Here is a 24,953-nt window from a genome sequence, read left to right as displayed (position 1 = left end):
AGGTGATAACTTCGAAATTTCATCATCTGGCAAGAGGAATTATAATCAGTCAGGATCAGGTTCTGCTCGCCCATGCCATTGGTCATCAAAATACGTTCTTGCCAGGAGGTCACATTGAATTTGGTGAAAGCGCACCGGATGCCCTAAAAAGAGAAATCGAAGAGGAACTGGGGCTGTCATGTTACATCGATGGATATTTAGGCTCGGTAGAGCATCAGTGGGAGAAAAATAAGGAGCTCCATTGCGAAATGAACCAGATTTTCAGAGTGAAAGTCCCTGAACTGGATCTGTTACAATCTCCTGTATCTCTCGAGTCTCATATTGAATTCTATTGGGCGTCTGTGTATGAGCTTGCTGCGCATCATTTGCAGCCTTATCCACTCCGTAAGTTAATCCCACAGCTTGTCAGAGGAGATACATCAATATGGTGGGAAAGTACGTTGAAGGATGGTATTACAGCGGATAATATCGAATAAGGTTCTAGTCTAGATAGGAAAGAGTGAGGAGTTCACTCCGTTCAATGTTGTTTTCTATATTTTGAAGATGAAGGTGTTTAAATGCCTTTCAATACCCTTCATCAACACCTTAGTTCAATATCTTAGTTCAACACCATTTTTTAAAACCATAGATTAACACCTTTCATTAATACCTTTTTACAAGCAACAAAAGTGTCTCAAAAGGCTTGATCCATAAGGGCTTCTGTATCTGGATAAATTTAGATATGGAAAGCCCTTATTTTTATGCAAAATGATAACGGTAAGGTACACATCAGGAAACGCCAAACCAACACGACATGAATTGAAATACCCATTAATGATCTATGCATCCAAATGAACAAAATCAATATAAACATTATCTATGCTACAAAACCACATGAGATAAAACGTTATCCACAGCTTTAATGGCGAAATTGGGATTCACAGGAAGTTATGAGATGACTTCTATTCCGCTATTGAAAGTGCCAATCTAACTAAATCCAACTAAAAGCTCGCAATAAGAGTAGAGTAGAAAAAAACAAATAGCAGTCATTCTACTATTCGTAGAACCACTGCAACACAAGTTAGACTGAAATGAATGATAAGGATGCACAAATAAATCTAACCCTATAGAAATTAGACGATGTGCGCTTGAGATTGAGTATTTTTTTGTCTATTCATATACTTCTCAATTTCCATCTTGATCTCCAGAATTGGAGCTGGAAGAGTTCTGATCCGGTAATAATGCTGGATAAACCATTCCGGATGTTGTCTGAAACGATTAAGCCAGCAAGAATGAATGAGACGAAGTTTGTCCCACACTTTAACTTGTTGGCTATGTGCTGCTTCGATTAGTTCTTGATTCATCATGGAGATCTCATCATTGGCAGAGAGGTTGGTCTCCGCCATGTGTTTCTTCTGCTTGATCTGCTCAAGCTCCACAGATAGTTGTACCGCATAGTTTAACTCGGCTGATTCCATAATGGACCGAAAATAAGCACTGATCTCATTCAGTTCATTCTTTTCTTCATTCACAATATAGGAAGAATCTTCTCTGTAGATCATGTTAAAGAATGTCTGTGACCGTCTTTTATAATTTTGAATGCTAAAAAGAGCATGGTCGAAAATTTCAGTTGCATACTCATATCCAAATTTCGCATAGTAATCTTCCATGACTTTTGCTATTTGCCAAACCGCTTTCCGGGATATAAAGTCACAACAAAAACGATGCTTCATAAGCTGTTTGGTCACCCACAGCTCAGCACCTTCAGAATAGATTTCACCCATGTCAATCCATTTGGAGTGAACGTTCAGTACTTGGAAGTTTTCCGTATGTATTTTGATCTTCAGATATTTGGAAGCCTTCTTAAGAATCGTGATCGCTTCTTTTGGCGTACGTATATTAAGAAGTCCAGTTGGCCCATAAAGATCATTGATGTAACCCCAGCGGAAATTGCCTGGAATATAGATAAGCTCTTTGCCAACATAATGAAGCACAAAGCGTTGAACATTTCGATCTTCAGACAGAAATTCATCGCAAGTAAAAAAGGCAAAATTTTTGGCATAGAGCGTTTCCTGTGAAACTTCTGCTTGATCACGTACAAAGATATAACGGTCAAAGAACAATGTACCAGCGTTATTGTAGTGAATAATACCTTCGTGTTCTAACTTGTGGAGAAGAATTCGGATTCGATAAGTGGAGGTACCCATTCGTTTAGCGAGTTCGGTCTGAGAAAGAGGAACTTCTCCGCCATATGCGCAAACGGTACCCAGCAGGAGTTTAAGTTTGAAAAGCAAACGAGTGTCATGATGTAGGGTCTGTGCATCGAATAGATCAGGATGGTGTTTCATCTGCGCCTCTCCTTAACTCCCAACTGTAAAAATGGGTATGGAAAATAAGGGTTTTGGCTTTTGTTTTTTTAGAAGACATGCTATAATGAACACATCAAAAAAGAAGCAAGACCAAGACCCCGACTTTTCGTGGTTTTAATAAGTGCCAGTCGCCAAACTATCCACTTATTAGAACGATATCGTTGGGTTCTTTTTTTTTATTTTAACAGAGATTTTTATTAGCTTTCCATTTACTATAAATAGATTATAGCATCCGTCTATTTAATTGGGAACACCATGAAAAGTACGAGAAATGCGTAATAAAAATAGAAATGAAGAACGAAACGTAATTTGACGACCATACATATAGTACGAGAAAAAAGTTAGAAAATTAAAAATAGGGCTACAAGCTTGCATTTAGGTTGTACTCGACACAACTAGAACTTTTTTTTGTTCATTTTAGTACGTGGAATTCGTAATAAATTTATTAAGGTACGAGTTTTGAGTAATAATTATTAGAAAGTACGAAAAATAAGTGAGAATTACGTTAATATTTAGGTCGGTACCCTATAGCGTAAAGCTTGAAACAGCGAATCGAAGTACGAGTTTTTCGTAATAAAAATGAGACTGTCTTTTCAGAGCATTGTATATTGTGAATAATCAATTAAAGTACGAATAAAAGGTAAGAAAATGAAATTAGGTACGTTGTTTTCGTAATAAAATAATGTGGGGGAATTGCACTAATGGCGTTGTAGTGGGATATTTATTTTTATTACGAAATGAAGTACGAAAAAAAAGTAATAATATAATGCCAGTACGAGAAATGAGTAATAAAAATTCAATCAAGCAGCACTACAAAAAGTTAATATTTCTAATCATCAGGGTAGATGGGGCTGCAGGAAAACCTACATAAGCAAAAAAAAAATGGAGAATGAGGTTCATTCTCCAATAAGTTCAGTCTGTATAGGAAAGGTAAGCTGAATAGGCGGCTCGGCTTGATCGAAAAAGTCATGCATTTCCGTATGTGTTAATGGAATAAACGAGATCTCAAACGAGGAATGAAGTCGTTTATAATCGGCAATCAGGAAATTCAGGCTTTTGAACTCCTCAAGCGCGTCCTGAATCTTTTTCATGTTTTGTTCCGTTTTTCTTTTGTCCATTCGGACTTTACGCAAGAAATAGCTGAGCGGGAAGATATCGATGAATTGGTTCCCTTGTACATACCGCTCCAGACGTTCTTTCTGTAATGCATGGACCAAAATTTTCGAGATGTTTCCTTCAATGGAGTTGAGGCTGTCTCTATAGATTTTGACGGTCTGTTGATTAATGTATTGCTGGTGGAAGTACGTACCGATAACAATTTCGGCATAACGTCTGCCATTCGGATTGGAGTTGATGACAACCGAGTCAAATATGGACCAGTCGGCAGAACCGGATCTTGCCTTTTCAGACTTCTTCTTAATCACGGCCTGAAAGCCAAACGACCTGATTTTACGCAATCTTTTCTCAATCTCAACGTAGTTTTTAACCCCAGAAGAATTATAAGCTTTGCTGACCAGCTTGGAAATATCAACCGTGATCGTCCGATCTGTGTAAAAGGATTCATCCTTCTGGGAAAGGACATAGAAAATGATATCCCGATCAGTACCATCCAGTGATTTCGTAAGGCTTTTATCCGCGAGCAGGAAATCTCCATCCTCAACCTTGATAATGGTGCGCAGGAACTCATTGTCACTGATCTCATAATCATCAAAATAGGTTTGTTTATTGGTGATTTCGTCCAATTCCATTCGGATCTTCAGGTTTGTTGATTTTTCCGCAAAAACGACATCTTCGATCAGGCCATGAGGCTGCACATCGACAGCATTGGTTAGATCGTGTTTATCAATAATATCAGCCACAATAAAGTGCAGGTCGGTGTCGATGGCCTTTTTGATCTGATTGGTTTTTTTACTCGACAAGTAACGATAGTCCGTGAGATACGTGGAGCTGGTGGTTGCCCACTCACTGATTTGTTGCAAACGTAAAGCGGGTAAATCATTCAGGTCCTTTACGCCAATCAATCTTTCGGATTCAGCAACGATATCCAGCCCCGCATTCGATGCCTTCATTTGCTCAAGCGCAAGTTTCCAAGAGCTAATCTCAATCAGAACAGGATTGTTTGGCACGGAATCCAGTTCCTCTTTAAATTTCTTGAGCCAGTACTTTTTGCTCTGTTGTCTTTTGCGATAATTTTTATCCCGAATCTCAACGTGGTCTTCCAGATGAGGCGTATCAAATCCAAAATTCTGGATTAAGAGCTCCTTGATTAGCTCAAACAGCCACGTCTCTTTTGAGGTGCTGGTCGTTTCTTTGTACACATACATGTATAGATGATCGACAATTCTTGGTGGTAAGCACTCAATTGTCTTGGTAATTGCAAAAAGCGAAAGTTTAACCATAACCATTCTCCCTTAAAAAAACTTCTCCTTAAAAATATATCATAACTTCATGTCCATTAGGGCAGGGATTATCATGGAAAAGGATTTGGTATAGGGAAATGACACGAGATCCATGTCGATCTCTTCCTGTATATTGCTTCGTATCTCTGCTAGGAGGCAAGAGGACAACAGTCAGATTCGTCGAACCCTAAGTAGTAGATGGCCAAAAGGAGAGACTATATGGATAGAACGTTAAATGAACTTTTAATAGAGGCAGACATCACTTCGCTACAGTCTGCGATGGAATCCGGATTGATATCGTCGGAGGTCTGCGTTCGTTGGTATTTGGAGCGAATTACGAGACTCGACCCTAACCTGAATTCAGTACTCGAAGTCAATCCGGACGCGATTGAGGAAGCTGTCGCGCTTGACGCGGAGCGAAGGGAACAGGGAGTGCGCGGACCACTTCATGGTATCCCCATCCTGCTCAAGGATAATATCGATACAGGAGATCACATGCATACCAGTGGGGGTTCAGTCGCGCTAGCAGAACATATTGCACAGTCAGATTCAATGGTGGCTGCACAGTTAAGAGCGGCTGGAGCCGTATTCCTGGGAAAGGCAAACATGACGGAATGGGCAAACTTCATGTCGAGCACCATGTGGTCCGGATACAGCTCAAGGGGCGGACAGACGTTGAATCCTTACGGTCCTGGAGAGCTGTTCGTTGGGGGATCGAGTTCGGGCTCTGCAGCAGCCGTCGCTGCCAATTTGTGTACCGCCGCCATAGGGACAGAAACATCAGGTTCAATTATTAGTCCAGCCTCGCAAAACAGCCTTGTTGGCCTTAAGCCGACGATTGGTCTGGTCAGTCGTACAGGGATTATCCCCATTACCTATAGCCAGGATTCGGCCGGGCCAATGACACGTACGGTAAGAGATGCAGCCATTTTGCTTGGTGCAATGACGGCAGTGGATCCGGATGATGCGGCGATGCACGAGAAAGGACGGAAAGCCTATACCGATTATACACCCTTTCTGGATGCGAACGGACTGCAAGGCGCAAGAATCGGCGTTCCGCGATTCTACTATGAGGAACTGGATGAAGCACGAGCAGCAGTTATCGAACGGGCAATCAGTCTATGCAGAGAACAGGGAGCAATCATTGTTGATCCGGTGTCATTGCCTTGCGAGAGTGCGAAGTGGGACTGGGACGTGATGCGTTATGAATTTAAAAAAGGGATAAATGACTATCTGGCCAAAGCGGGTCCCGGTGCATACGTTAAAACGTTAGATGAACTTATCGCTTATAATGAGGCAAATGCTGATGCTGCGCTTAAATATGGACAGGATACGCTGATCTGGTCGAATGAAACAAGTGGTACCTTATCTGAACCGGAGTACGCCGAGAGTTTGCAGCTTAATCGTCAGCTTTCACGGGAACAAGGCATCGACCATGCAATCCGTGAGAATCAATTAGATGCGCTGATCTTCCTGGGCAATGAGGAAGGACTCGATGTGTCTGCACGCGCTGGGTATCCTGTAATTACTGTTCCCGGCGAGTACGTCGACACAGGTATTATTGGTGAAGATGGCTATACGACCAAAGGGCCACAGGGGATTACGTTTGTCGGAACCGCCTACAGCGAGCCGATTCTTTTCCGACTGGCGTACGCGTACGAACAAGCGACCAATTTACGTTTTGCGCCTAACGATGAGCTCTAAACCGTTTGAAAATCAAACAAAATATCTGAAACATACAGTACAGCTAACCACCAATAGACGGTAACCACAACAGGTTGCCGTTTTATTGATTAACAAGACTAGTGAGAGTTAAACATTATCAGGTAAGCTGATGAGATTCATTGAAAAGAGTTATGCTTAGTATTTCCAGCAATATGATATGATCTCCTTAATCCTAGTACTCATACCAGATAAAGGGGAGGTATCATGTTTCTATTTGAACGACTACCTGAGGCAGTACGATTGTTTTCTGATGCACCTGCACTTAGGCGGCATGGACATACTATCACATACGGTGAGCTGCATCATCTCGTTGAAAAACTTGGGCGTGCCTTCTATGCGAATGGACTTCGACCAGGAGATCGTCTTGCTCTTCTCGGGCATCCGGATCCGCAGCTGGTTGTTTCCCTTTATGCAGCCGTTGAAGTGGGTGCGATACCGACAGCGATTTCACCGTTACTAAGTGTCCCAGAGATTGCAGCGATTCTTGAAGACGCTGAACCCAAATTCCTAGTTCATGATAATGATTACGCTAATACAGCATATTCCGCTGTAAAACTTCTCTCGCGACCTCCAATCCTTTATTCTGCTGAAGAAAGTTCAGTTTCTAATTCGATGACAGCTATTTTACATCAGGATCTAGCACCTATTCCCGCTGAGGTCTTTGACCGTCAATTGGATGATATCGCTGTATTGATTTATACAGGAGGAACAACAGGCAGACCCAAAGGAGTAATGCATTCTCATCGCAGTATGTCTGCTTGGAACTAATTAAAGCGGTCGAACATTTCACAGAGGCGTTGATCGTGAACAACTACTCTCAAGCAGAATGTGGTATGGCAATTAGTCGACTACTACCTGTACATCATATGGATAATCTAATGGTTCTACGATCAGTAGGCCGTCCTAACGACCTAGCTGCACAAGGAGAAAAAGCTTTTCAGGTTCGGATCGTTACTCAAGATGGACAAGATGCAGCAGAAAATGAGTCTGGCGAAATTGTAGTTCGTGGAGCCCAAACGATGTTGGGGTACTGGCGTCAACTAGAGACCACAAATGAAATAAAAGAGAATGGATGGATTCACACCGGGGATGTTGGTTGTCTTGATGGTGAGGGATATCTATATGTATTAGATCGTCTTAAGGATATGGTCATCATCAACGGTTCCAATGTGTTCTGTCCTGAAGTGGAACAAGTATTAGTGGGTCATGCACAGGTTAAGGAAGTGGCGGTTATTGGAATCCCTCTCCCCAGGGAAGGGGAGGAACTTGTAGCTTGCATCGTTCTAAGTGACGGGGGGAGTTTAAAGCTGGAACAATTGTGGGCGTTTTGCGAACCTAGGCTAGCACGATATAAATGGCCAACAAAGATCTACATTCTCGATTCTCTGCCTCGAACTGCTGTAGATAAGGTAGACAAAAAAAGTTTGCGCATGCGATTTTCCCATCTGCTAAAAATTAATCTGCAAGAAGAGACGGGAAAGTGATACGAAAAAAGGTTGTAACTCAGGCCCCGGTTTCCTTGTTTAATAAGATGAGGTGATATCAATGGGGCTGTTTCAATATCGGAACATGCGTTGGTTTTTATTATGCAGTTTGGTTGTTTTGGTTAGCTGCGGTACAGTGAATAAGCAGAAGTCTCAGGAAGCTAACCCTGAATTTGTGATAAATGAAGAGAAAAAGCCATGCCCCGGGGTTATCGAATGGATTGATTTTGTAATGATTGATGGTATTTTATACTTCCATAACAATGACCAAGCCGTACCGGCAGAGAATATAGGGGAAAGGATAGGAGAAGTCTCGTATATGCTGAATGAACATGCATGTGCGGATCACGTGACTGCCAATGGAGATGCTGCATTTCTTCCAATTGGAACGGACATCTATGAACTAAAAGGTTATAAGTCTCACTTTCGCGTTGTAGCGGATCATAAAATGTATCAAGTAAATGAAAATCCCAATGCCAAAACAATGGGCGGTCTCTTGGATATCGAAGGTAAAGTAAAGAAAGTTAGCCTTGAAAGTGGCAATGATGGCAGTGTGATCGGGGACTTTCCCCAAGAAATAGCCACAGAATTCGTTAACGAGCTGCTGCCTTTAACATATGTTGGTTTTGATGAGGTCTACCAAAAAGCAAAGCATGAAACCGGCATTTTTTTGCGTGTACACCTTCAAGATGGTACATCATTTAGAATGGTGTACTACCCGAAGGCCAATGCTTTCTCCGCAGGAGCCTTTGGAACAGAAAAACTGGGCACATTAATTACATCCCAGAGAAAACAACTTAAAGCAGCTGCGGGTTTGTAGCAGGAACGAATAAGGGATTCACCTACGTGGATCCTCGCTCTTCTTGTGTTCAGAACATCAGCTCCGATAGTCGCATCCAAGGCAAAAAGCCGTCCCCAAAGTCAAATGACTTCGGAGACGGCTTTTTGTTGTTTATTAGGACACATTGGAGCTAGATGCTTGCAAATGACCTAATGTGGTCTTAATTTTAGTGTTTAACAGCTTCGCCAGCGAATACTTCCACGTTCATCGGTGCAGCCATGAATGCTGCTGCTTGTTGAACAAATCCTTGGAAATGAGCGCTTGCGTTGTGAGCTGCTGTAGCTGCTTCGTCTTTCCACAATTCGATCATGGTATATTGATGTTCTTGTTCAGTGCTTTTGTTCAGAACATAGCTGATGTTGCCTTCTTCATTGCGAGTTGCTGCAACGAGTTCTTTGGCTGCTGCGAGGAATGCTTGCTCTTGATCCGGTTTAATGGACAGGTGTGCGTGAATGATAATCATGTGTGTTTACCTCCGTAATGTATATAAATTGTTTGATTGTTGCCAATAGTTAAGGGTGACGCAGTTCAATGAAAAGTGTGATACATCAATTATGCCCAAGTTGTAATCGTATCAACTGGCAGACGGTAGGATGGATGACCCTCTTTGGCTGATTTACCCATGGAGATCAGCATAACCGGTTGATAGCGTTCTTTGTCCATACCGAACGCTTCAGCGATTTGATCTTTTTCGTAACCGCCAATAGGGTTGGTATCATAACCGTGAGCACGGGCAACCAGCATCAATTGCATGGATACCAGACCTGCATCAATCAGGTTGACATCGCGAAGAGCAGATTCTGGCATAACCTTGTAATAAGGCATTACTTTAGCCAACTGCATATCTTTTACTTCTTGTGGCATATAACCAAGCTCTACCGCTTTGCCGAAGATTTCTTCCATATATTCGATGTTGTTCATGTCAACAAATACACCGATAACTGCAGAAGAAGTCAACACCTGATTTTGATTGAATCTGGCAAGAGGAGCAAGCTTCTCTTTACCCTCAGCTGTGTCCACAACCAGGAAGCGCCAAGGCTGCAAGTTGATGGAGGATGGGGCACGAGAAGCTTCGGCCAGAATCTCGGTCATCTCTTCACGACTGATTTTTACCTCTGGATCATAAAGTTTAACGGAACGACGGCCGTATGTGATCTCGTTAAAATCGTTCGTTTTTTGAAATGTACTTTGAAAGCTACTCATTCAGTGGATCTCTCCTCTATAGATAAAGTTGATCAGAAATTGTTCTGCATGCGTTCCAGATAGTTTGCAAGGGCCTGAATCTCATCTTCATTGAAATCATGTAATATCTGATGAATGAAATTCTTTTTCTCTACTTTGTAACCCTCAATATGTTTCCGGCCATCATCGGTAAGACGAACAAAGGTAACACGGTTGTCTTCCGGATTTTTGCGTCTGGTCACCATGCCGTCCGCTTCGAGCTGCTTCAAATGGCGGGTAATGGCAGCACTGTCGATATTGATGATTTTTTGCAGCATCGATTGGTTGATCTCGTCGACCTGATCCAATTCATACAGAATCTCAAAGCGGGATGAACTGATTCCTGTGCACCGCTCGAACTTCGGGCTGACTTTGTTGCCAAGAGCATTAAGAAGATTGATAATCTGCTCTTCCTTAGAAACGATACGTGTCATGACTAGACCTCCCGGGTGAATCTGGACATGAACAACGGCTTATGTTCACACAATCCGATTGTGGCCTTTTTTACGATGCCAGTGTTGATAAAAATAATGGATGCCTCAACAATTGACATGTCAATCATTGACTGCTCAATTAATATATCATGCCTCTTTTTGTTTTGCAACCCAAAATAATATGAAAAAATATGCACATCAATCGGATTCCTTCGTAATCACGCTATGCAGTAGGATGTCCTGTTATAGTCATAAATATTGAGATTATATTTAAGTCAGAAGGGCTATCAACTATAAAAATGAAGAACTTTTAAGTAGAAGAGGGCTATATTTTACAAAAACAGCTGTTATCCTATATACTTCAAGCTATTGATCAATTAATTACTACAGTTAGAGGTGAAACGACATGGCCAAAGATACAACGGCTTCAGTTAATCGGCGGAACGACATTATCTCAGCGGCAATTGACGTATTTGCAGAAATCGGATACTACCGTGCAACGACAGCACAAGTGGCTGAGAGGGCTCAGATTTCGCAGCCTTATATTTTTCGCTTTTTCAAAACGAAGGAAGCCCTGCTGCTGTCCGCACTGGAAGTATCATGGACGCGAGTCATTGATTCATTTCGACAGGTTGTAGAAACAGCAGCATCGGATCAACTGGAGCGCGAATTGATAGACGCATATGAGAAGATTCTGGAATCACACCAAAGTGAAATCCTGCTTCAGATGCAAGCTCAGACCATTCAGGAAGAAGTGATTCGTCAAGCGATGCAGAAAGGGTTCAGTGAAGTGAGAACCATGGTTCTGAATGCTTTTAGCCATGCTGGCATTGCCGAAGCGAAGCAAAGAACGTTGGTTTTCCTGGCGATCGGCATGTTATGCAATGTCTCAATAGCACTGGATATGCCTGAGCTCAAAGAGAGATAGGAAGGGTAAATACCCTTTTTCAAAATTAGTTATTGATCAATCACTAAATATGCGTTATATTGTGTTCAGGAGTTGTAAGTAATTGATCAATAACTTAATGAGTGAGAGGATGTATGGAGATGAAAAAGGCAATTGTTATTGGTGCAACAGGCGGAACGGGTGCTGCCATTACACAGGAATTGATTAAGCGGGGGATCGCAACGGTTGCCTATGGACGTTCACGGCACAAATTGGAACAGCTTGCAGCAAAGCTGGGTTTCCCGGATCATCTCCAGCTCGCTGTGGGTGATGCATTTAACCCAGATGAAATAGTCGCTGCTTCCCAGAATGCGGATGTGATGTTCCACTGTGCCAACGTGCCTTACCATGAGATGGAGAGAAGACTCCTACCACTGGGTGAATCCGTTATGAAGGCAGCTGAACAGCTGAGTCTGAAAGTGGTGGTCATTGATGGGATCTACCCATACGGGAGAAGGCAAATGAACGAAGTAACGGAAGAACATCCGAAGCAGCCGCATACCCGCAAAGGAAAAACAAGACTCGCCTACGAGCAGATGTTATTCAGCAGCAGGTGGTCCAGAGCACAAGTCATGATTGTACGTTTGCCTGATTATTATGGTCCGACCGCGAATGAAGCCTCTTATCTGGGATCAACACTTGAATCGATCGCTAAGGGGAAAATGGCTTTTTTCATCGGCAATATGGAAACACCACGGGAATATATCTATCTGCCAGATGCAGCGGTTATGGTAGTGGAACTGGCAAGCAGGGAGAACACCTACAATCAGAACTGGAATATACCCGGTGCTGGCATTATTGCAGGCAAAGAGATCGTTAGGATCGCACAGAGGGCGGCGGGTGTAACGAAACCAGTCATGGGACTTGGGAAAATAGGACTGTCCCTGATTGGGCTGGGGGTGCCGGTCATGAAGGAAGTCGTAGAGATGTTATACCTAACCAAGGAGCCACTCGTCTTAAGCAGACAGAAGTATGAACGTAACATTGGTCCTGTGAAGGCGACGCCTTTCGCAGAAGGAATTGCTGAAACCATTGCACAGCTTCAGAAAAAGTAAATTACATTTTTTAATGTTTAGTAATTGATTAATCACTAACTAAGCAAATAAATGAATACTGATTATGAATGACAGACAGATCCGGAAGCAATACCCGGGTCTTTTTTATATATGTACGCCTTGGTCATAACGATGACATCCAACTTTCAGTAACGGACAACAATTATTTGAGGGTGTATTTCGTAACGGTCAACAAGCATGTTAGCTATTTTTAGATTGGATGACAATAAAGCTTCCGTCATATTCAAAAAAGTAAAGGCAACCCATATACTAACGCTAATATAAATGTCGTAGATGCAGCGATTGCACTGAAAATGGATTAAATATGACATAAACTTAACGTATGGCTGAGATTGAATCGAAATCGATTAATGTATCTTGAAAGGGTTGGGGATCATGAGCCTGGAAGCTTTGAATCAACGAGTAAAAGAAGATCTCGCATATTTGGCCTATGGCGGTGCAAACTGGGTGCGTTCCATGAAACATGCTGAGGGTCATGTATATGACGTGATTATTGTAGGAGGAGGACAGAGCGGCCTGGGAGCAGCTTTTGGCCTACTGCGTGAGCGAATTTCTAACATTTTGGTTATTGACGAAAATAAAGCCGGACTGGAAGGGCCTTGGGAAACATACGCCCGTATGACGACCCTACGTACTCCTAAACATCTGACGTCCATTGATCTGGGTATTCCATCCCTAACCTTTCGTTCTTGGTGGGAGGCTCAGTTTGGACTGGAAGGCTGGGAAGCGGTGGACAAGATTCCGCGCGGGGATTGGATGAATTATTTGCGGTGGTATCGAGACGTGCTGAATCTGCCTGTAATCAATGAAGTAAAGCTAAAATTGATTGAACCCGCATCTGAGGGGATTCACCGACTTCATGTGGAGGGTTCCGGTGTCGATTCCGGCACGCTGCTGGCGCGAAAAGTCGTGCTGGCTACCGGCATACAGGGAGGAGGAGAATGGCACGTACCTTCCATGATTGCAGAACGACTGCCGAGAGAACTGTATGCTCATACTTCCGAGGCTATTGATTTTGAACGGTTGCGCGGCAAAAGAATTGCCGTATTAGGGGGAGGAGCTTCCGCTTTTGATAATGCAAGTTTTGCGCTTGCTGCAGGAGTTGCTGAAGCACATGTGTTTGTGCGGCGAGCACAACTTCCAAGTGTCAATCCCATACGCCAGATGGAGCAATCCGGGATGATTGAACGTTTTCATGCATTAGGGGCAGCTGATAAATATGCGGTAATTTCACACTTTTTTCAATACAATCAACCTCCAACCAATGATACCTTCAACCGGGCAGCAGCCTGGCCGGGCTTTGAACTGCATTTGAATTCACCCTGGCTCGGTGTGGAAGCAAACGAGGATGGAGCCGTAGTGACAACAGCCAAGGGAAAATTTGCTTTTGATTTTCTGGTGATTAGTACCGGGCTGCTAAGTGATCCCGCATTGCGGCCGGAACTCAAACTGGTGGAAAGTCATATTGCTCGTTGGGCGGATTGTTATGAAGCGCCGTCTGAGCAGCGCAATGAGCTGCTGGATGCACATCCCTTCCTTACTTCCGGATTTGCGATGACGAGCCGAAGTGAAGCAGGCGCGTCACAGCTGCACGGGCTGTTTGTTTTCAATTACTCTGCCCTTGCAAGCTGTGGTCTGTCCGCTTCTGCTATCTCGGGCACCAAAAGCGCAGTTCCTAAACTGGTGTCAGCCATAGCGGACCAGCTGTTTTTGGATGATCGGGAGACGATCTTACAGCAATTTTTTGATTACGATGAGCGGGAGTTCACAGCATCTTGGGTAAAAAGCAGCGTTCCCAGCTGAACCAACCTTATTGTAGCCACATTTCAAACCGTACAGTGAGTTTCTGCTGTGCGGTTTGTTTATTTTATAGGAGAACTTACACTCTGCATGGTTTTGTTGTAAAATGTCGAATGGAACATGTAAAGGGCAGGTGTACGTTGATGAAAGAAATGACCTACGAACAGTTTAGAGCTCATTTGAAGAAAGCTTCACGTAAGCGGGGTGTACCCATAATCAAGATTGTTGCGTTTCAGGAGAAATACATGAAGATTGAAGATATTCAGTTCTTCGATGTCGAGCAAAATTATATGAGTGTACAGGCTTGTAATACACTTTGGATGAATCTGGAGAACAAGTCTTTTCGAAATATGGTATCTCATCCTCTGCAGTTTTATAAGGATATGGAGGATCTGGGAAGACAATCGTTTGAGAATATGATTAAGGAATTGTATGATACGGCGGTTCCACTCTGGTTGGATTATGACCCCAATGATTATTACAACTCTGAACAGCTCGCTGAGATTCTGGCTACCGATGAGCAGAAGCTGATTGAACAGCTCGAAATGGGGCGTTTTAAGGGTGCGTTTATAAATGAAGATGGAAAATGGCTTAAACCCAAACCGGGAATAAACCAGTAATGCCTGTGATGATCCTGTATGCGATGAACGGCTGCAGGATTTTTTGATATAAAAAGGCAAGGGATAGCCTTGGTAAGATATTGGGACACAGATATAGGATTTTAGTATTGGATGATTGTGAACGTTTTAGTTAATATTATGGGAGATAATGGAGTACAAAAGTCGAAAGATGCTAGTTTCTGAAGGTTTATAAATTATTTTGAACGAAAATGATTGTTTTTTGCGGAATTTATGTTACTATAGAAGCAGTTGGAGGAATGAAGATGCTGACTGAAGAACGATATGCTGCAATTATAGAGCGCTTACATCAACAAGGGATAGTTAAATTACAGGAACTTGTCGACGTGCTGGGTGCTTCCGAATCAACGATAAGACGCGATTTAATTGACTTGGAGAGCCGTCAGATGCTGAAACGCATCCATGGCGGGGCAGCACTGATGAACGAAAAGACGCTCGAGCCAGGCATGGAAGAGAAAACATCCAAAAACATTCAACAAAAAGTGACGATTGCTCGTTTGGCTGCACAGGAGATCGAAAATGGCGATTGTATCTATCTGGATGCAGGTACGACGACGCTGGCCATGATTCCCTATATTGAAGCCAAGGACGTAACTGTGGTGACCAACGGTCTATCCCATGTGGAAGCGCTCGTTAGCAAGCGGATTAGAAGTTATTTGCTTGGTGGCATGATGAAAATCCATACCAAAGCCGTCATCGGAAGTATAGCATTACAAAATATGGACAACTTCCGTTTTGATAAATGTTTTCTTGGAACCAACGGTGTGGATCCCGAGATGGGGTATACGACTCCTGACCCGGAGGAAGCCTTGATTAAGAGAAGGGCGCATCAATTGTCCGGGAAATCTTACGTGCTGGCAGATTCCAGCAAGATCGGTGAAATTACGTTTGCCAAGTTGTTTGAGCTGGAGGAGGCAGATCTGATTACCGAGCAGATGCCAGAGCACTGGCGAGCCGTAATAGAGCAGAAAACTAAAATAATTGAGGGATAACAATGATATATACGATAACACTTAATCCTTCCATTGATTACATCGTGGAAGTGGATGACCTGAAGCTCGGCGGATTGAATCGCATGAATCGGGATTTGAAGCTTCCAGGTGGTAAAGGCATCAATGTATCACGTGTGCTGAATCAGCTGGGAGCAGGTAACACGGCGATTGGATTCCTTGGTGGATTCACAGGTCGTTTCATTAATGACAAGTTGCAGGAAGATCAGATACAGACTGATTTTGTTACCATTGCGGATGATACGCGGATCAATATCAAGTTGAAGCATGGAGACGAGACGGAAATCAACGGTCTTGGCCCGGCCATTCGTGAAGAAGAAGCAGCACAACTGCTGCAGAAACTCTCCTCGCTGCAAACGGGAGATATCGTCGTTCTATCGGGTAGCATTCCGCCATCTCTGGGAACTGATTTTTATGATCGTCTCATTCAGGTCTGCAAGCAGACGGGTGCAGAGTTCGTCATTGATACCACTGGACCGGCATTAATGGAAGCACTGGTGCATAAGCCATTGCTGGTGAAGCCGAATCATCACGAGCTCGCTGAACTTTTCGGGGTTAATATCGAAACTCGGGAAGAGCTGGTCTTGTACGGTCGCAAGCTTCTGGAGGCAGGGGCCAAGCAAGTATTAATCTCCATGGCCGGAGATGGAGCCCTGTTCATTACCGGATCGGATGTGTACCACGCGAGTGTGCCAAAAGGAATGGTGAAAAATTCGGTTGGGGCTGGAGATTCCATGATCGGAGGATTCGTAGGCACTTATGTATTAAATGGTGATATCCTTGAAGCCTTCCGTACGGGAGTCGCTTCCGGAAGTGCAACGGCTTTCTCGGATGATCTTGCTACACGCGAATTCATTGAAGAGCTTCGAGACGAGGTTACCATCACCAAATTGTAGATCGACATGTCCGAGGCAAGCCAATTGTAATTTATAAATTCGGCCTGACAAGCGCAGGCCGACTGAACTCAAGGGGAGTGTAACAGATGAGAATAACAGACCTGATGATCCAGGAAACGATGATCATGGACCTGCAAGCCACAACCAAAGATGAAGCAATTGATGAACTCATTGCAAGTCTGAACAAAAGTGGACGCATTAATGATCCAGTTCTGTTTAAGGAAATGATCTATAAAAGGGAGGCAGAGTCCAGCACAGGAATTGGCGGCGGTATTGCCATGCCCCATGCGAAGACATCTGCAGTGAATGAACCAACAGTAGTATTTGCAAAAAGCAAAAATGGATTGGATTTTGCAGCGCTTGATGATGAGCCGGCTCATATCTTTTTCATGATTGCTGCTCCTGAAGGTGCAGGTAATACCCATCTTCGCACACTCGCTGCTCTTTCCAGGCTGCTGATTGATAGCGATTTCATTGCTCAACTGATGAGTACAGATACGCCTGCAGAAGTAAGTGCATTATTTGATGCGAAACAGGAGGAAGCAGCGGAGAAAGAAGCTGCCAAGGAGAAAGCGAAAGCCGAAAAGGCTGCAAAAGCCGCAAAAGCCGCAAGTGAAGCAGATTCTGCACCGCAGCAAACTCCTGGCGTCATTGTAGGTAATGAGAATTCAGAAGATTTCGTCGTAGCTGTTACAGCATGTCCAACGGGAATTGCACATACCTTCATGGCTGAGGATGCACTCAAGAAGAAAGCTCAGGAAATGGGCATTAATATCCGCGTAGAGACCAATGGTTCCGAGGGAGCACAGAACGTTTTGACCGCAGATGAGATTGCTCGTGCCAAAGGGGTTATCGTCGCGGCAGATAAAAATGTGGAGATGGCCCGGTTTGACGGCAAGCCGGTACTGCAAAGACCGGTAAGCGACGGAATTCGTAAGTCTGAAGAGCTGATTCGCAAAGCGGTGAATGGAGATGCTCCAATCTATCGCAGCCAAGGCGGCAGCAATATGAAGGAAGACGGAGCGAGCGCGAGCAAAATGAGCGTAGGCAGCAAGATCTATAAGGATCTGATGAACGGGATTTCACATATGCTTCCGTTTGTCGTGGGTGGAGGAATCCTCCTTGCTATTTCGTTCCTGATCGAACAGCTTGCGGGCGAGGATAATCCTCTCTTTCAGCTGCTGCAGACGATTGGCGGCGGAACGGGTGCATTCCACTTCCTCATTCCGGTACTGGCCGGATTTATCGCAATGAGTATTGGTGACCGTCCAGCCCTGATGCCAGGTATGGTTGGTGGATTGATGGCCGTGAACTCCAATGCTGGTTTCCTTGGCGGACTTGCAGCCGGTTTCCTTGCTGGTTATGTTGTTATCGGTTTGCGTAAGCTGCTCAGAGGCTTGCCTAAAGCCATTGACGGTCTGAAACCCATTCTGCTGTATCCTGTACTCGGATTGCTCATTGTTGGTGCAATCAGTTACTATGTCTTCGATCCGATCTTTGGCTCGCTTAACACGTGGCTTGTAGATGCACTTGGAAATCTCGGAACAGGAAATGCTGTATTGCTTGGATTATTGCTTGGCGGCATGATGTCCATTGATATGGGTGGACCGTTCAACAAAGCAGCGTATACATTTGCCATTGGTGTATTCACATCAAGCGGCAACACGGACGGTGCTTGGATGGCTGCCGTAATGGCAGGCGGGATGGTGCCACCTCTGGCCATCGCTCTGGCTTCCACGTTCTTTAAGTCCAAATTCACGGAACAAGAACGCAAATCCGGCTTAACGAACTATGTACTCGGATTATCCTTCATTACTGAAGGTGCCATTCCATTCGCTGCGGCAGACCCGCTGCGTGTACTAACATCCTGTATCATTGGTTCGGCCGTTGCAGGTGGACTAACACAGCTCTGGAGCATTAACGTACCAGCTCCGCACGGAGGAATTTTCGTAGCAGCACTGGCTAACCATGCTCTGTTGTTCCTGCTGGCCGTTGCGATCGGTGCAGTAATCTCAGGTCTGGTATTGGGATTGTGGAAAAAGTCACCAACGGTTGTAAAATAAGCAGTGTTCTAATGTAACAATACCAAGGCATTTCCTGAGTGGCTTCATTCAGGGAATGCTTTTTATATTTTCGCTTGGCCCTGATCTGTGCTAAAATAGTTACAATAATTTAACTTTTGAAACGATGTTTCATCTATCGGAACATTAGGCAAGGAGGAAGCAGTATGACTCATGACGGAATGAAAGGACAAGTGCAGCAGCAATTCGGCAAAAATGCCGAGAAGTATGTGACCAGTCCCCTGCATGCCAAGGGCAAGGATCTGGATGTGCTGGTGGCTTCATCTGGGGCAAGTCCTGATATGCATGTACTTGATATAGCAACGGGAGGAGGACACGTTGCGTGTGCACTGGCCCCTCTTGTTAAGCAGGTAACGGCTTTGGATTTGACAGAGGAGATGCTCCAGGTAGCTGAACGCTTTATTAGGGAGAGCGGTCATCAGAACGTGAATTTTGTACCGGGAGATGCGGAGCAATTACCCTTCGAAGATGATGTCTTCGATATCGTCACCTGCAGGATCGCTGCGCACCATTTTCCCGATGTTTTTTCTTTTCTAACGGAGGCGTTCCGGGTAACGAAACCAGGTGGAAGACTGCTGCTGATAGACAACGTGGCACCGGAGCGTGATGAATATGATCAATTCTACAATGAAGTAGAAAAGCGCCGCGATCCCAGTCATGTTCGTGCATGGCGCAAGTCGGAGTGGATTCGAATGATGGAAGTGGCGGAATATCGCGTGGAAGCAATGGTTTCCTTCGAGAAAACCTTCCTCTTTGAAGATTGGTGCAAGCGTGCTGGACTGCCTGAAGCGGATGTACGGGAGCTTGAAGCAAGCATGCTATGTGCACCTTCGGTCATTAAAAAGTTCTTCCGGTTCGAAGAGGCAGTACCGAATAAGCTGTCAAGCTTTGGGGGAGAAAGTGTACTCATTCAAGCCTCGAAAGCTAGATAGTTCAAGAGATGCAACAAGGATACCATTTTTCATCCTGTCTGGCATATGAATAACAACGCAAAAGGCAGATGACCTGTACAAGGACATCTGCCTTATTGCTGTGCTCATGCTCCTACATTAAGGTTTCAGCACAACTTTGGTACATTCGTCTTCATGATCGTTGAAGATCCGATACGCCTCACTGGCATTTTCCAGCGCAATGCGATGGGAAACAATCTCGGTCGGATCGAATTCACCTGCTGTAATCTTGCGGAACAATTCCGGCATATAGTGGATGACAGGAGCCTGTCCCATTTTAAGATTGATGTTGCGTTCAAACATACTGCCCAGTGGGAACATGTTGTAGGACGAACCGTACACACCTGTAAGCTGGAATGTACCGAATTTGCGTACGGCTTTCATACCAATTTCGATGGCACTCAGGGCACCACCGTGAAGCTTCAGCTTCTGTCCGATTTCCTCCAAAGTGGATTTTTTACCGTCCATGCCGACACAGTCGATGACCACTTCGGTACCGCCACCCGTAATCTCGCGGATATGTGCGCCCATGTCATCATAAGCTTCAAAATTGAAGGTTTCCACATCATTCATACGCTTGGCTTTGTCGAGGCGATACGGAAGGCGGTCAACAGCGATAACCCGCTTCGCGCCTTTCATCCAGGCAAACTTCTGGGTCATCAAGCCAATTGGCCCACTGCCCAGTACGGTTACCGTATCTCCAGGTTTAACGCCGGCATTTTCGACACTCCAGTACGCGGTAGGAAGAACATCGGATAGAAACAGCAAGGCTTCGTCTTCCAATTCACAGGATTCCGGAATGACAAACGGCATGAAATTTCCGTAAGGCACACGCAGGAATTCCGCCTGACCACCAGGGTGATTGCCATACCGTTCCGTAAATCCGAAATAACCACCGGTGTGAATATCCGGGTTACCGTTGGAATTGTCACATTGGCTTTCCATGTCATGGTTGCAATAGAAGCATTCGCCACAAGAAATGTTAAAAGGCAGGACCACACGGTCCCCCTTTTTTACGCGTGTCACTTCAGGACCGACTTCCTCCACGATTCCCATCGGTTCATGACCGATGACATAATCCTTTTCAGCGGGTAATGCTCCCTGATAAATATGAAGATCTGATCCACATATGGCTGTAGAAGTAATACGAACGATAATGTCATCCTTTTGTTGCAGTCTTGGATCTTCAACCTGCTTTACCTGAATATCCTTGGTCCCTTGAAAAGTAACGGCTCTCATCATCATATTCCTCCTATCGTATAGTAGTTCTCTGAGAATTACCCCGTTTGGGACCATTTGATAGAGGTACATATGAAATTAAACGACAGGCCATTTCACTTTGCGCAGTGCATCAAGCAGCTCCGTTGGCGCGTTCAGATTGTCGCGGACAAGTTCACGAGGTGTAAGTGCCATCCATTGGTTCAATGAGATATCTTCAAAACGGTCACTTCGGAAGATCTCCAAAAACCATAAGGTATCGCTGCCTGTGTTTTGAACATAGTGCCCCATGGCTACTGGAACATACCCTACATCTCCGGCTCTGTAATTGAATGTGCGTGCCGTACCATTGCCGCCGAACACCGTCATTCTTCCTTGTCCCGTGAGATAATACTGCCATTCATCCGCATTCGGATGCCAGTGTAATTCACGCATGCCACCAGGCTTAATCTCGACCAGTGCAGCAGCGACGGTTGTGGAGATAGGGAAGTTGGTGGAATCCACGATGCGTACACTTCCTCCCGGCGTTATAAGCGGCTCCTGAGCCAGCAAGCGGTGTTTGAATGAAAAGGGGACAGTACCATAGGGTGAAGGAATCTCCTGACTCGCAAGTGAACCCGGAACCTGATCCTGAAAAATATAAATCTGATCTGTCGGCCTGGACTGAAATGCAGATTCAGGTACTCCAAAATTGACAGACAATACCTCTGCAGGGGTGTGCGCGAACCAGTCTGAAATGGATAACGTGTTGAGATCGGAGAAGGAACCATCATCAAAAACAAGCAAAAATTCACAGCCCTCTTCCAGTCCCTGAATGGAATGGGGCAGGCCTTTGGGAAAGAACCACAGGTCTCCAGGTCCGACATCAGCGATAAAATTCCGGCCCTCCTGATCCACAGATGTGATTCTTGCCGTTCCCCAGATCATATAAGCCCACTCGGATTGCTGGTGCCAGTGGAGTTCCCGTACGCCGCCTGGAGTCAAACTCATGTTGACCCCAGCTAGAGTCGTGGCAATGGGCAGATCTCGCACTGTAATCTCGCGTGACCATCCGCCATGATTTAACTGCATATGTGTATCGGAAAAGGACATTTTCAGATTGGGGAGAAGCCCTGCATCCGTTGCTGGAGGAACCAGCATATCCGGATTTTCAAGGTCTCTCATGACATCACGTGGACCCAAATCCGGCCCGCCTGCCCCGTCTCTTCGGATTGGTTGTGGAACAATGGTTGGTTTACCGTTAGGTTGTGATCCTTTGGTCATTCGTCTATCCCTCCAGTTCAGATCATGCTGAAGCATACCTTGTCGTCACTCATACATTTATGAAGCAGGGCCTGGATATTATGAAAGACAGGGTGGAGACGGGATCCATGGCTTGTCTGTGCCACAAACTCTTAAGACATGAAGGAGGACGCTTCTGGCATTGCTCGTTTGTGGCTTGAAACATAAGGATTGACGTTCATCGCATTTCATAGTACCCTGATATTGTTTCACATGAAACAAAAAACTACAAGCGGTATACATACTTATTCGGAAATGAGGAAGTTCATATGACAATAGCCGATACGATTCGCTCTCGACGAAGTATCCGCAGCTTTACTGCACAACCGGTGTCCACAGACTTAATTGTTGAATTGCTTAATGATGCGGTCTGGGCACCTAATCATGGCATGCGAGAACCCTGGCGTTTTATTCTCGCTGAGCGTGCAGAAGCAAAAGAACATGTGGCCAGTCTGATGCTGGAATCGGTGCAAAACATGAAATTGATGAAGTTGATGCCCGGCAAACTGCAGCAGGCGCTGAAAAATAAGATCAGCCGCATGCCTGCGCACCTTATTGTGGTAATGAAGAATGAAAAGGATCACCATAAGCAGGAAGAAGACTATGCGGCAGTAAGCTGCGTTATTCAGAATTTTCAACTACTTGCCTGGGAACGGGGACTAGGTATGATTTGGTCCACGATGGAATACATTCATTCCCCCATTTTTTGCGAGGGTTTGAGCGTGAAGACAGATGAGCGAATCGTCGGTGTGCTGCATATGGGGTACTTCGACAAAACACCGAAACCCAAGTCACGCACTTCCGCTGAACAAAAGCTTACCCTGCTGTAGTCCCGGAACAGGAGGTTGATAAATATCGTATTAATTCTGATTATATTGTTTCCGATGAAACAAACTTCGGTGTATAATATAAGTTATTCAAGCCTAGCTTGCATAATAGACCGAGAGAAGAAAAGGTTGGGGAAACTATGGATCAGGAACAGACGGATCTGCGTTACATTTATGGATTGTTTATTAAGCTTTTGCATCAAAAAGAACAAAAGGATGACCAGGAAAATCTATTCTTCATGAATATTATTCGCGAGACTCTGTCATCAGACGCAGCTATGAACATGACGGATGTGCATGTGATTGCGTGTATTGGGGAACACGAACCCATTAATCTGACTTCCATAGCTGAACGAATGGAGCTCAGCAAAGGGAACACCTCCAAAGTGGCCCATAAACTGCTGAAGCAAGGATGGCTTCGAAAGACACAGTTAAATGACAACAAAAAGGAGATTTATTTCCGGTTAACCTCACCAGGCAAAAAGCTGTTTCACGTTCATGCCGATCTGCACGAAAAGATTGAAAATCAATTCCTCCGTTTTCTGGGCGAATATAACAAAATGGAGCTTGAATTTTTAAAGAGATTTGTGCTGGATTTGACTCGTTTCTATGAGCAGTTGGATACTCGAAGTTTAATGGATGGCTTGGAGGAAGAGTGATTTGACAGGGAACAAAACTGAAATGGAGAGAACCCCCGTGGTGACACGGGGAGAATGTTACTTGCCAAAGTACAGTCTTTCCAGTTGTTAATCGCTTTTTTGATTTCCACTTCCTGCAGGGATTGAAAATAGAAACTCTTGCTCGTAAATTTCATGTACCCGCTTCAAAATGATGGGACCTTGCTCTTTGAAACGAAGTTCAGTCGGTTTATTTTTTATCAGGAACGTACCTGATTCGTGATTGGTCTGTGAGAATGCGGCACTATACAGTAACGAAGCACCGTGACTTGGAGGAGGGAAGAACAGTTTCATGACAGGCTTGATGTAAAAGGGCAAACCGGATTTTTTGCTGCCGCGTAAAGTATTGTTACCTCCAGGATCTACGCTCAGAAGACGAATGCCATCTGACTTCGCCGCCTCAGCCGCCTCGCGTGTCCATAAGGAGAGGCCAAGCTTCGAGGTGGCATATGGACCAAACAGCTTTTTGAATTCGGTTGGACGTTCCAGAATGTCCAGGTTGAACTGTCGGACCATACTGAATGCACTCGTTGAAGTATTAACAACCGTCTTGAAAGTGCCCCTGCGTATAAGATCATATAACTCCATATAAATGATATAAGGAACGATGGTTTGAAGTTCAAAGTGCATTTCATGCCCTTGGTCAGAAAAACGAAGCTCTGCCGCACTGCCCCCTGCGTTATTAAACAGGACATCAATCGTATCCAATTGGAGTTTAATCTGATCGAGCGCGATTTTCAGACTTTCGTAGTTGGTCAGGTTGGCCTGAACCAAATGAAGCTGCCCTGAACGTAATGCACGTTGAATATCGCCTTGCTCTGCCGGAAAAGGTGAACGGTTGAGGCCGATGACCTGCCATCCTTCGGCCAATAACGAGCGGGTCAGCTCGAGGCCAATTCCTGAGGTTGAGCCCGTAATCAGCGCGGTGTGAAGTTTGTTTGGTTTATTCATAGTTACCTCCATTTTGTTGGGAATTACAGAACCAATCTGTATGCTGCGCTCATTCTATAATTTGGAGTCGACTCCAAGTCAAGCAGTTGGATCGAATGAATTTTGAACATTCATGTTGATTGGTTGTAGGGCTGGATCCGGCTTGACTTG

23 protein-coding genes are annotated in these 24,953 nt (G+C 44.6%); 15 read left to right on the top strand and 8 right to left on the bottom strand.

What is annotated here, in order from left to right; all coding sequences use genetic code 11:
* Positions 1-2 precede the first annotated feature (2 nt).
* Positions 3-476 (top strand): NUDIX domain-containing protein, encoded by a 474-nt coding sequence (locus PIL01S_RS05010; RefSeq protein WP_127536511.1) that lies wholly within the window; start codon positions 3-5, stop codon positions 474-476.
* 636 nt (positions 477-1,112) lie between these two features.
* Here PIL01S_RS05010 and PIL01S_RS05005 read toward each other — a convergent pair.
* Positions 1,113-2,327, bottom strand: coding sequence for a helix-turn-helix domain-containing protein (locus PIL01S_RS05005; RefSeq protein WP_127536510.1), 1,215 nt, complete (start codon positions 2,325-2,327; stop codon positions 1,113-1,115).
* 917 nt (positions 2,328-3,244) lie between these two features.
* Positions 3,245-4,747, bottom strand: coding sequence for a hypothetical protein (locus tag PIL01S_RS05000; RefSeq protein ID WP_095288093.1), 1,503 nt, complete (start codon positions 4,745-4,747; stop codon positions 3,245-3,247).
* A gap of 219 nt (positions 4,748-4,966) precedes the next feature.
* Here PIL01S_RS05000 and PIL01S_RS04995 point away from each other — a divergent pair, with 219 nt between their 5' ends.
* From PIL01S_RS04995 to PIL01S_RS04980, 4 genes are all read left to right on the top strand, one after another.
* Entirely contained in the window at positions 4,967-6,451 is a 1,485-nt protein-coding gene (locus tag PIL01S_RS04995) for an amidase family protein (protein WP_127536509.1), read from the top strand.
* A gap of 225 nt (positions 6,452-6,676) precedes the next feature.
* Positions 6,677-7,240 carry an AMP-binding protein gene (locus PIL01S_RS04990; protein WP_127536508.1) on the top strand — a complete coding sequence of 188 codons (564 nt, stop codon included), beginning with the start codon at positions 6,677-6,679 and terminating at the stop codon, positions 7,238-7,240.
* Entirely contained in the window at positions 7,231-7,956 is a 726-nt protein-coding gene (locus tag PIL01S_RS04985; RefSeq protein WP_164764168.1) for a class I adenylate-forming enzyme family protein, read from the top strand. The genes PIL01S_RS04990 and PIL01S_RS04985 overlap by 10 nt, the downstream gene beginning before the upstream one ends.
* 61 nt (positions 7,957-8,017) lie before the next feature.
* Positions 8,018-8,776, top strand: a complete 759-nt coding sequence (locus PIL01S_RS04980; RefSeq protein ID WP_174818664.1) for a hypothetical protein — start codon at positions 8,018-8,020, stop codon at positions 8,774-8,776.
* Between the two features lie 187 nt (positions 8,777-8,963).
* On the opposite strand, the gene PIL01S_RS04975 is transcribed toward PIL01S_RS04980, so the two are convergent.
* From PIL01S_RS04975 to PIL01S_RS04965, 3 genes are all read right to left on the bottom strand, one after another.
* The gene (locus PIL01S_RS04975; RefSeq protein WP_127536506.1) at positions 8,964-9,260 is read right to left on the bottom strand and encodes a putative quinol monooxygenase; all 297 of its coding nucleotides are present in this window, start codon (positions 9,258-9,260) and stop codon (positions 8,964-8,966) included.
* A gap of 89 nt (positions 9,261-9,349) precedes the next feature.
* The gene (locus PIL01S_RS04970; protein WP_095358983.1) at positions 9,350-10,000 is read right to left on the bottom strand and encodes a nitroreductase family protein; all 651 of its coding nucleotides are present in this window, start codon (positions 9,998-10,000) and stop codon (positions 9,350-9,352) included.
* Between the two features lie 32 nt (positions 10,001-10,032).
* Positions 10,033-10,452, bottom strand: a complete 420-nt coding sequence (locus PIL01S_RS04965) for a MarR family winged helix-turn-helix transcriptional regulator (protein WP_127536505.1) — start codon at positions 10,450-10,452, stop codon at positions 10,033-10,035.
* A gap of 406 nt (positions 10,453-10,858) precedes the next feature.
* On the opposite strand from PIL01S_RS04965, the gene PIL01S_RS04960 reads away from it, so the two are divergent.
* From PIL01S_RS04960 to PIL01S_RS04925, 8 genes are all read left to right on the top strand, one after another.
* Complete coding sequence (locus PIL01S_RS04960) at positions 10,859-11,380, top strand: TetR/AcrR family transcriptional regulator (protein ID WP_127536504.1); 522 nt, start codon at positions 10,859-10,861, stop codon at positions 11,378-11,380.
* 119 nt (positions 11,381-11,499) lie between these two features.
* The gene (locus PIL01S_RS04955) at positions 11,500-12,453 is read left to right on the top strand and encodes an SDR family NAD(P)-dependent oxidoreductase (protein ID WP_174818663.1); all 954 of its coding nucleotides are present in this window, start codon (positions 11,500-11,502) and stop codon (positions 12,451-12,453) included.
* Positions 12,454-12,849: 396 nt separating this feature from the next.
* Positions 12,850-14,277: an NAD(P)-binding domain-containing protein gene (locus PIL01S_RS04950; protein WP_127536502.1), complete on the top strand. Its 1,428-nt coding sequence runs from the start codon at positions 12,850-12,852 to the stop codon at positions 14,275-14,277.
* A 242-nt stretch (positions 14,278-14,519) separates the two neighbouring features.
* Positions 14,520-14,894, top strand: coding sequence for a hypothetical protein (locus PIL01S_RS04945; protein ID WP_127536501.1), 375 nt, complete (start codon positions 14,520-14,522; stop codon positions 14,892-14,894).
* Between the two features lie 263 nt (positions 14,895-15,157).
* Positions 15,158-15,904: a DeoR/GlpR family DNA-binding transcription regulator gene (locus PIL01S_RS04940; protein ID WP_127536500.1), complete on the top strand. Its 747-nt coding sequence runs from the start codon at positions 15,158-15,160 to the stop codon at positions 15,902-15,904.
* Positions 15,905-15,906: 2 nt separating this feature from the next.
* Positions 15,907-16,818, top strand: coding sequence for a 1-phosphofructokinase (gene pfkB, locus PIL01S_RS04935; RefSeq protein WP_127536499.1), 912 nt, complete (start codon positions 15,907-15,909; stop codon positions 16,816-16,818).
* An 86-nt stretch (positions 16,819-16,904) separates the two neighbouring features.
* On the top strand, positions 16,905-18,881 hold the full coding sequence (locus PIL01S_RS04930) for a PTS fructose transporter subunit IIABC (protein WP_127536498.1): 1,977 nt from the start codon (positions 16,905-16,907) through the stop codon (positions 18,879-18,881).
* A 164-nt stretch (positions 18,882-19,045) separates the two neighbouring features.
* Entirely contained in the window at positions 19,046-19,831 is a 786-nt protein-coding gene (locus PIL01S_RS04925) for a class I SAM-dependent methyltransferase (protein ID WP_127536497.1), read from the top strand.
* Positions 19,832-19,948: 117 nt separating this feature from the next.
* Here PIL01S_RS04925 and PIL01S_RS04920 read toward each other — a convergent pair whose 3' ends face one another.
* Both PIL01S_RS04920 and PIL01S_RS04915 read right to left on the bottom strand, forming a co-directional pair.
* A complete protein-coding gene (locus tag PIL01S_RS04920) occupies positions 19,949-21,088 on the bottom strand; it encodes a zinc-dependent alcohol dehydrogenase (RefSeq protein WP_127536496.1) in 1,140 nt (379 codons plus the stop codon).
* Positions 21,089-21,166: 78 nt separating this feature from the next.
* Positions 21,167-22,330, bottom strand: a complete 1,164-nt coding sequence (locus tag PIL01S_RS04915) for an oxalate decarboxylase family bicupin (protein WP_127536495.1) — start codon at positions 22,328-22,330, stop codon at positions 21,167-21,169.
* Positions 22,331-22,617: 287 nt separating this feature from the next.
* Here PIL01S_RS04915 and PIL01S_RS04910 point away from each other — a divergent pair, with 287 nt between their 5' ends.
* Together PIL01S_RS04910 and PIL01S_RS04905 are read left to right on the top strand one after the other, a co-directional pair.
* On the top strand, positions 22,618-23,178 hold the full coding sequence (locus tag PIL01S_RS04910) for a nitroreductase family protein (RefSeq protein ID WP_127536494.1): 561 nt from the start codon (positions 22,618-22,620) through the stop codon (positions 23,176-23,178).
* Positions 23,179-23,315: 137 nt separating this feature from the next.
* Complete coding sequence (locus PIL01S_RS04905) at positions 23,316-23,834, top strand: MarR family transcriptional regulator (protein WP_127536493.1); 519 nt, start codon at positions 23,316-23,318, stop codon at positions 23,832-23,834.
* A gap of 87 nt (positions 23,835-23,921) precedes the next feature.
* Here the strand turns inward: PIL01S_RS04905 and PIL01S_RS04900 are convergent, their stop codons facing one another.
* Positions 23,922-24,803 (bottom strand): SDR family NAD(P)-dependent oxidoreductase, encoded by an 882-nt coding sequence (locus tag PIL01S_RS04900; protein WP_127536492.1) that lies wholly within the window; start codon positions 24,801-24,803, stop codon positions 23,922-23,924.
* Positions 24,804-24,953: the final 150 nt, after the last annotated feature.

Origin of the sequence: Paenibacillus illinoisensis NBRC 15959, from assembly GCF_004000925.1 — a bacterium.
Lineage (GTDB): Bacteria > Bacillota > Bacilli > Paenibacillales > Paenibacillaceae > Paenibacillus > Paenibacillus illinoisensis.
Note: the sequence above shows the minus strand (reverse complement) of the source record. Positions and strands in the feature narration are given on the sequence as shown.